Origin of the sequence: Cellvibrio mixtus subsp. mixtus J3-8 (assembly GCF_000766945.1) — a bacterium.
GTDB classification, from domain to species: Bacteria; Pseudomonadota; Gammaproteobacteria; order Pseudomonadales; family Cellvibrionaceae; genus Cellvibrio; species Cellvibrio mixtus_A.
In genome coordinates this window covers 1,215-1,424 of record NZ_KN266215.1, presented here as the reverse complement: position 1 = coordinate 1,424, position 210 = coordinate 1,215, and the positions used below count along the sequence as shown (strand labels likewise).

At 47.6% G+C, this 210-nt stretch carries 1 protein-coding gene; it reads right to left on the bottom strand.

Annotation, left to right across the window (positions count from 1 at the left end):
* On the bottom strand, nucleotides 1–210 hold a 210-nt coding region (locus A596_RS20070), incomplete at both ends, for a hypothetical protein (RefSeq protein ID WP_200882981.1).

The window sequence follows — 210 nt, the reverse complement described above, 5'->3', positions numbered from 1 at the left end:
GTATCGACACGATTGACAGAGGTATCGTACGCAAAAACTGTGTCATTGCCAGAACCTTTACGGAACACAAACACATCATTGCCTGCGCCACCATTGAGCGTATCGTTACCAACACCGCCATCCAACAAGTCATCACCATCACCACCACTCAATGAGTCATTACCTGCTTCACCAAAGAGCACATCATTTCCACCGTCGGCATTGATGACA